The organism is Streptomyces africanus (genome assembly GCF_002150735.1).
GTDB lineage: Bacteria > Actinomycetota > Actinomycetes > Streptomycetales > Streptomycetaceae > Streptomyces > Streptomyces africanus.
This window is the reverse complement of sequence record NZ_MUKA01000438.1, coordinates 1-7,252: the sequence shown is the minus strand read 5'-3', so window position 1 is coordinate 7,252 and position 7,252 is coordinate 1. Positions and strand designations below refer to the sequence as shown.

The following is a 7,252-nucleotide window of genomic DNA, read 5'->3' as shown; positions in this document are numbered from 1 at the left end:
CGGCGGCGTCGACGCCGCCGACTTCGCCGAGAAGCTCCAGCGCATGTACCTGCGGTGGGCCGAGCAGCGCGGCTACAAGACCGAGATCTACGAGACGTCGTACGCGGAGGAGGCCGGCATCAAGTCGACCACCTTCGCCGTCCAGGCGCCCTACGCGTACGGCACGCTCTCCGTCGAGCAGGGCACGCACCGGCTGGTGCGCATCTCGCCCTTCGACAACCAGGGCCGGCGGCAGACCTCCTTCGCGGGCGTGGAGATCCTTCCCGTGGTCGAGCAGACCGACCACATCGAGATCGACGAGTCCGAACTGCGCGTGGACGTGTACCGCTCGTCCGGCCCCGGCGGCCAGGGCGTCAACACCACCGACTCCGCGGTGCGCCTCACCCACATCCCCACCGGCATCGTCGTCTCCTGCCAGAACGAGCGCTCTCAGATCCAGAACAAGGCCACGGCCATGAACGTGCTCCAGGCCAAGCTGCTGGAGCGGCGCCGCCAGGAGGAACAGGCCAAGATGGACGCCCTCAAGGGCGACGGCGGCAACTCCTGGGGCAACCAGATGCGTTCCTACGTGCTGCACCCGTACCAGATGGTCAAGGACCTGCGCACCGACTTCGAAGTCGGCAACCCCGAGGCTGTTTTCAACGGTGAGATCGACGGTTTCCTCGAAGCCGGAATTCGCTGGCGCAAGCAGCAGGAGAAGTAAGTTTGTCGACAAGGCAACTGCCGTTCGCAGAACGGCAGTTGCCTTGTCCGTGCCCGCTTCTGTGCCCCGATGTCTGGGTTTTACATCACACTCACAGGGTCAGACTCCCGGCATTGCCCCCGTACTTGGACATGGCGCCCGCAAACGCCCTTGACGTGTCTTTGAAAAATGGGAAGGGTAAAGCGCGGCATGCGTGTCTCTGGGGCGCATGTGAACCGGGGGGCTCTTTCACTGCAGCTACCCCCGTCGAGCACAGCTCCAAACGCTGCCTAATGACGATGAGCTACTGGGGGTAGCAACCACATGACGAAGAAGACGCGGATCCGTGTCGCGCGGATAGCGGCCGGTGCCGTGATCGCCGCCGGTGCCTCGCTGACCGCCGCCGGTGCCGCATCCGCCGCGGAGACCGACAACTGCCTGCTGGGCATCCTGTGCGCCGACGAGTCGCCGGCCCCGACCCCGTCGACCACCCCGCCGGTCCCGACCGACATCCCGACCGACCCGCCGACGGACCTCCCGACGGACCCGCCGTCGACCGAGGACCCCACCGACGAGCCGACCGAGCCCACGGACGAGCCCACCGAGCCGACCGAGGACCCGACGGACCAGCCGACCGCCCCGGGCAACGGGAACGGCGGCGGCAACGGCGGCGGGAACGCCAACGGCGGCGCCAACGGTGGCGGCAACGCCGCCGACCCCGACGGCGGCACCTCGCCGCAGGAGGAGGGCTCCTCCTCCCTCACCGACACCGGCTCGGACGCCACCCCGGCGGCGCCGCAGGCCCAGGGCAACGGCCAGGAGCTCGCCGAGACGGGTGCCGCGCAGACCACCTTCCTGGTGATCGGCGCCGCCACGATGATCGCCGGCGGTGTCGGCTTCCGCGTCCTGCCGCGCCTCATGGGCGGCCGCGGCGGGGCTGCCGCCTGACGGTAGCCGCGTCCTTACGGACGGTAGGCACAGCGCAGCGCCGAGGGCCCGGAGCGAAACGCTCCGGGCCCTCGGCCGTGTCTTGGTGTTTCCGGGTCTTTCAGGCCGCCGAGTGCGTCGCTAGGCGGTTTGGTGCGCCAGTAGTGCGACTGCGGCGATCAGCACCGTGAGCAGTGCGATCAGGGTCACCGGGTTCAGACCCGCGAGGAAGTTTTCCTGCTGCAGCCGCTCGCGGTTCGCACGGCACACGGGGCACCGGCCCTCGCTCACGGGCGCCGCGCAGTTCGCGCACACCAGCCGGTCGTACGTCATGCGCTCGCCCTCCTTGCGCCGGTTCCTTGTGTGTAACGCTCGCGGTGGTGCGAACGTTCCCTCTCCACTGTGCCAGGTTCCTCCGGAGGGCGCGCGGGTCGCTCCCAAAGGGGTGGTTGTGCATGGGTGCGCGGCTGCGGGGCCGTGGGGGCTGGGCGCGCAGTTCCCCGCGCCCCTTGGGTCGGCACAAAACGGCACATCCACCACGCAACCACAGTCGGTGACTGCGGTCTGCTGCCCGGTTCGCGTATGGTCACGCTCATCTACCCCCGGCGACCCGTGGTGCATCCGTGATCCGATTCGACAACGTCTCCAAGGTCTACCCCAAGCAGACCCGCCCCGCCCTCAGGGATGTCTCCCTGGAGGTCGAGAAGGGCGAGTTCGTCTTCCTCGTGGGGTCCTCCGGCTCCGGAAAGTCCACCTTCCTGCGGCTGATCCTCCGCGAGGAGCGGTGCAGTCACGGGCAGGTGCACGTTCTGGGCAAGGACCTCGCGCGCCTGTCCAACTGGAAGGTTCCGCAGATGCGGCGCCAGCTGGGGACGGTGTTCCAGGACTTCCGCCTGCTGCCGAACAAGACGGTCGGCGAGAACGTCGCCTTCGCGCAGGAGGTCATCGGCAAGTCGCGCGGCGAGATCCGCAAGTCCGTGCCGCAGGTGCTCGACCTCGTCGGGCTCGGCGGCAAGGAGGACCGGATGCCCGGTGAGCTGTCCGGTGGTGAACAGCAGCGTGTGGCCATTGCCAGGGCCTTCGTCAACCGGCCCAAGCTGCTCATCGCCGACGAGCCCACCGGCAACCTCGACCCGCAGACCTCCGTCGGCATCATGAAGCTGCTCGACCGCATCAACCGGACGGGCACGACCGTGGTGATGGCCACGCACGACCAGAACATCGTGGACCAGATGCGCAAGCGCGTCATCGAACTGGAGAAGGGCCGCCTCGTCCGCGACCAGGCCCGCGGTGTCTACGGCTACCAGCACTGAGACCGCACCAGAGAGTCACGGAAAGGCATAACCCCTCGCCATGCGCGCCCAGTTCGTCCTGTCGGAGATCGGCGTAGGTCTCCGCCGCAATCTGACGATGACCTTCGCGGTCGTCGTCTCCGTCGCCCTGTCGCTCGCCCTGTTCGGCGGGTCGCTCCTGATGAGCGACCAGGTCAACACCATGAAGGGCTACTGGTACGACAAGGTCAACGTCTCGATCTTCCTCTGCAACAAGAGCGACGCCGAGTCCGACCCGAACTGCGCCAAGGGCGCGGTGACCGACGACCAGAAGACGCAGATCAAGTCCGACCTCGACAAGATGAACGTCGTCCAGACGGTCACCTACGAGTCGCAGGACCAGGCGTACAAGCACTACAAGGAGCAGTTCGGCGACTCCCCGCTGGCCAGCTCCCTCACGCCGGACCAGATGCAGGAGTCGTACCGCATCAAGCTGAAGGACCCGCAGAAGTACCAGGTCATCGCCACCGCCTTCAACGGCCGGGACGGCGTGCAGTCCGTCCAGGACCAGAAGGGCATCCTGGACAACCTCTTCAAGCTGCTGAACGGCATGAACTGGGCCGCGCGGGCGGTGATGGCGCTGATGCTGGTCGTCGCGCTGATGCTGATCGTCAACACCGTGCGCGTCTCGGCGTTCAGCCGCCGGCGCGAGACCGGCATCATGCGCCTGGTCGGTGCCTCGGGCTTCTACATCCAGGCGCCGTTCATCATGGAGGCCGCGGTCGCCGGGCTCATCGGCGGCACGCTCGCGTGCGGCTTCCTGCTGATCGCCCGGTACTTCCTCATCGATCACGGACTGGCCCTGGCCGATCAGTTGACACTGATCAACTTCATCGGCTGGGACGCCGTCCTGACGAAGCTGCCGCTCATCCTCGCCACAAGTCTGCTGATGCCGGCGTTGGCCGCGTTCTTCGCGCTGCGCAAGTACTTGAAGGTGTGACGCATCACAAGAGGGCCGTGCGGTCAACCAGCCGTACGGCCCTTCCCCTTGTCCTAGACTCACCGCCATGTCAGGTCGTGACCCGTTCTGTCAGCCCCGTCGCATGCGCCGCGGGGCCGCCCTGACATTGATGTTCGCGAGCGTCCTCGTCGCGGGCGCGGCCACGGGAGCCCTCCCGCAGGCCGACCGGAAGTCGGCGGCGGACGAGGCGCGTTCGGCCGCCCCGGCCGGGCACCACGCGGACGTCACCAGGGCGGCCGAGGAGGCCATGGCCGACGGCAAGTCCGCGATGGAGGCCGCGAAGCGCGCCGTCAGCCGCAGCGGGGACCGCTGGGGCGCCGTCTACTCCCAGGGCGAGTACGAGGAGTTCGAGGAAACCCTCGACGGCCAGTACACCGGCGTCGGCCTGTGGGCGCGCAGCGCACGCGACGGCCGTATCGAGGTGACGAAGGTGCGCTCCGGCTCGCCCGCGGCCACCGCCGGGATCCGCCCCGGCGACCTGCTGCGCAGCGTCGACGGCGAGAAGACCGACGGGCGGCCCGTCACCGAGGTCGTCGCCATGCTGCGCGGGGACGCCACCGACGCCCCCGCCGGCACCACGGTCCGCCTGGGCCTGGAGCGGGGCACGCGCGCGTGGACCGAGACCGTGCGCCGGGCCCAGCTGTCCACGGACTCGGTCGCCGTTCGAAAAGCCGCCGGCTCGGTCACCGTCATCCGGGTCGACACGTTCACCAAGGGCTCCGGCGACCAGGTCCGCGAGGCCGTCCGGCGGTCTCCGCCCGGCGCCGGGATCATCCTCGACCTGCGCGCCAACTCCGGCGGCCTGGTCACCGAGGCCGTCACCGCGGCCTCCGCGTTCCTCGACGGCGGCCTGGTCGCCACGTACGACGTCGACGGCGAGCAGCGCGCCCTGCATGCCGAGCCCGGCGGTGACACGACGAGACCCCTGGTCACGCTCGTCGACGGCGGGACGATGAGCGCGGCCGAACTCCTCACCGGCGCCGTCCAGGACCGCGGACGCGCGCTCGTCGTGGGGTCCCGCACCTTCGGCAAGGGCTCGGTCCAGATGCCGAGCCGGCTGCCCGACGGCTCCGTCGCGGAGCTGACCGTCGGGCACTACCGCACCCCTTCCGGCCGCGCGGTCGACGGCCGGGGCATCACGCCCGACCTGGAGGCCGACGAGGGCGCCCTCCAGCGGGCCGAGACCGTACTGCGCGGTCTGGCCGGTCCCTCGTAATCGACTTCCCGCGAGCCCCCTCCGTAGTGCGAAAATGGGCGGCACTATGGCTAAGGAAAAAGGGCGCAAGCTGATCGCGCAGAACAAGAAGGCGCGGCACGACTACCTCATCATCGACACCTACGAGGCCGGCCTGGTCCTCACCGGCACCGAGGTGAAGTCGCTGCGCCAGGGACGGGCGTCGCTGGTCGACGGCTTCGTACAGATGGACGGGCACGAGGCGTGGCTGTACAACGTGCACGTGCCCGAGTACAGCCAGGGCACGTGGACCAACCACAGCGCGCGGCGCAAGCGGAAGCTGCTGCTGCACCGCGAGGAGATCGACAAGCTGGAGTCGAAGTCGCAGGAGACGGGTCACACCATCGTGCCCCTCGCCCTGTACTTCAAGGACGGCCGGGCCAAGGTCGAGATCGCGCTGGCGAAGGGCAAGAAGGAGTACGACAAGCGCCAGACGCTCCGCGAGAAGCAGGACCGGCGCGAGGCCGAGCGGGTGATCTCGGCGGTACGGCGCAAGCAGCGGGCGTAGGCCCCCCGAGGGGGCGGGGGAATACGCTGGCATCGACCTGCGTTGGTCACGTACGATGGCACCTGCACCTCACAGCGGGTGCGAGCGCCCCTCGCGGGGCGACGATTGAAAAATCAACATGGGGATGATCGGTTTCGACAGCGGCTGTCGAAGCAGGGGAAGCGTGTCGAGGAAGCGGCCATGATCTCGTAAACCACAGGCCGAAAAAAATAATCGCCAATTCCAAGCGATCCATCTCCCAGGGCGAGCTCGCCCTCGCTGCCTGATCTTCAGGTAGCGAGCAGCGGCTCCCCTACTTAAGGGAGTGTCAGCCCGGGGGTGTTCCCGACCCGGATCCTGGCATCATTTAGGGAACTAAACCTTGATCCCGGTCACGGGGTGAAGAGGGAAACCACACAGTGACTGGGCCCGTCGGAGACTTGTCGGCGTGATCTCCGGGGCCGAGAAAAGCACAGCCGACTGCACACGGAGAAGCCCTGATTCCACACCGTTGGACGCGGGTTCGATTCCCGCCATCTCCACTCATCCCATGTGGGCACAGGCCCCGTCGCTTACGAGCGGCGGGGTCTTTGTCATGCCTGGCCCAGGGACAACGCCAGGGCCACGGCCGCCGCCGTCACCGGGATGCCGTAGCCCGCCGTCGCCGACAGGTGCTCCACCGTCCAGCCGCCGAGCGCGCTGCCGCAGGCGATGCCGCCGAGCAGGCCCGTCACCGCCAGGGTCATGCCCTCGTTCAGCCGGCCCTCCGGGGTGCGGTGCTGGACCAGCGTCATGGTGGTGACCATCGTCGGGGCCGTCGCCATCCCGGCGATCAGCAGCGCACCGGCGACGAGCGGGAGCGAACCGGTGAGGGCGGCCGCGAGCAGCGGCAGGGTCAGCAGCGCGGTCATCGCGGCCACGCACCACGGCAGCCGGGACGCGGCCGGCCCGACGGGCTTCGCGGCGCCGTACAGCAGGCCCGCCGCGCACGAGCCCGCCGCCTGGAGCGCGAGCACGGCACCGGCCGCCGACCGGTGCCCCAGCGCGTCCGCGAACGCCAGGGTGACGACCTCCGTCGAGCCGAACACCGCGCCCATCGCCAGGCAGACCGCGAGCAGCGGCGGCATGCCGGGGGCGCGCAGCGGCGCCTTCCCGGGTATGTGCGCGCGGACGGGCGGCTCCGTCGCACGCCGGGCCGTGAACAGGACCATGCCGGTCAGCAGCAGCACCGCCCCGACGAGCGTGCCCGCCTCCGGGAAGAACGTTCCGCACAGGAAGGCCGCGAGCACCGGGCCCAGCATGAAACACAGCTCGTCCGCGGCCTGCTCGAAGGAGTTGGCGGTGTGCAGGCCCTTCGGGTCACCGGCCAGCAGATGCGCCCAGCGGGCGCGGGACATACCGCCGGTGTTGGGGGTCGTGGCCGTCGCGGCGTAGGAGGCGAACAGGGTCCAGTCGGGGGCGTCGTTGCGGACGCACAGCAGGAGGGCGAGCGAGCCGAGGACGGCGAACACCGTGGCGGGCAGGGCCACCCGGGACTGGCCGTGCCGGTCGACGAGGCGTGCGGTCCACGGCGCGACCACCGCGGTCGCCGCGAGCCCCGTCGCCGTGACGGCACCGGCGAGGGCGTACG

General features: G+C 69.3%; 8 protein-coding genes and 1 other RNA gene. 7 read left to right on the top strand and 2 right to left on the bottom strand.

The window, feature by feature from the left end; genetic code table 11:
• Positions 1 to 703, top strand: a 703-nt coding sequence (gene prfB / locus CCL05_RS39110) for a peptide chain release factor 2 (protein WP_244204550.1), incomplete at its 5' end; no start/stop codon positions are given.
• A gap of 303 nt (positions 704 to 1,006) precedes the next feature.
• Positions 1,007 to 1,630: an LPXTG cell wall anchor domain-containing protein gene (locus tag CCL05_RS39105; RefSeq protein ID WP_086565364.1), complete on the top strand. Its 624-nt coding sequence runs from the start codon at positions 1,007 to 1,009 to the stop codon at positions 1,628 to 1,630.
• Between the two features lie 120 nt (positions 1,631 to 1,750).
• On the opposite strand, the gene CCL05_RS39100 is transcribed toward CCL05_RS39105, so the two are convergent.
• Positions 1,751 to 1,942 (bottom strand): hypothetical protein, encoded by a 192-nt coding sequence (locus CCL05_RS39100; RefSeq protein WP_086565363.1) that lies wholly within the window; start codon positions 1,940 to 1,942, stop codon positions 1,751 to 1,753.
• 290 nt (positions 1,943 to 2,232) lie between these two features.
• Between CCL05_RS39100 and ftsE the strand changes: the two genes are divergently transcribed.
• The 5 genes from ftsE (at position 2,233) to ssrA (ending at position 6,167) form a co-directional block, all read left to right on the top strand.
• Positions 2,233 to 2,922, top strand: a complete 690-nt coding sequence (gene ftsE, locus CCL05_RS39095; RefSeq protein WP_003990615.1) for a cell division ATP-binding protein FtsE — start codon at positions 2,233 to 2,235, stop codon at positions 2,920 to 2,922.
• Between the two features lie 40 nt (positions 2,923 to 2,962).
• Positions 2,963 to 3,880: a permease-like cell division protein FtsX gene (gene ftsX / locus CCL05_RS39090; RefSeq protein WP_086565362.1), complete on the top strand. Its 918-nt coding sequence runs from the start codon at positions 2,963 to 2,965 to the stop codon at positions 3,878 to 3,880.
• Between the two features lie 67 nt (positions 3,881 to 3,947).
• Positions 3,948 to 5,117, top strand: a complete 1,170-nt coding sequence (locus tag CCL05_RS39085) for a S41 family peptidase (protein WP_208641713.1) — start codon at positions 3,948 to 3,950, stop codon at positions 5,115 to 5,117.
• Between the two features lie 46 nt (positions 5,118 to 5,163).
• Positions 5,164 to 5,643, top strand: a complete 480-nt coding sequence (gene smpB, locus CCL05_RS39080) for an SsrA-binding protein SmpB (RefSeq protein WP_010039871.1) — start codon at positions 5,164 to 5,166, stop codon at positions 5,641 to 5,643.
• Positions 5,644 to 5,763: 120 nt separating this feature from the next.
• Positions 5,764 to 6,167, top strand: a transfer-messenger RNA (tmRNA) gene (gene ssrA / locus CCL05_RS39075).
• Positions 6,168 to 6,215: 48 nt separating this feature from the next.
• Here ssrA and CCL05_RS39070 read toward each other — a convergent pair.
• On the bottom strand, positions 6,216 to 7,252 hold a 1,037-nt coding region (locus tag CCL05_RS39070), incomplete at its 5' end, for an MFS transporter (protein ID WP_086565360.1).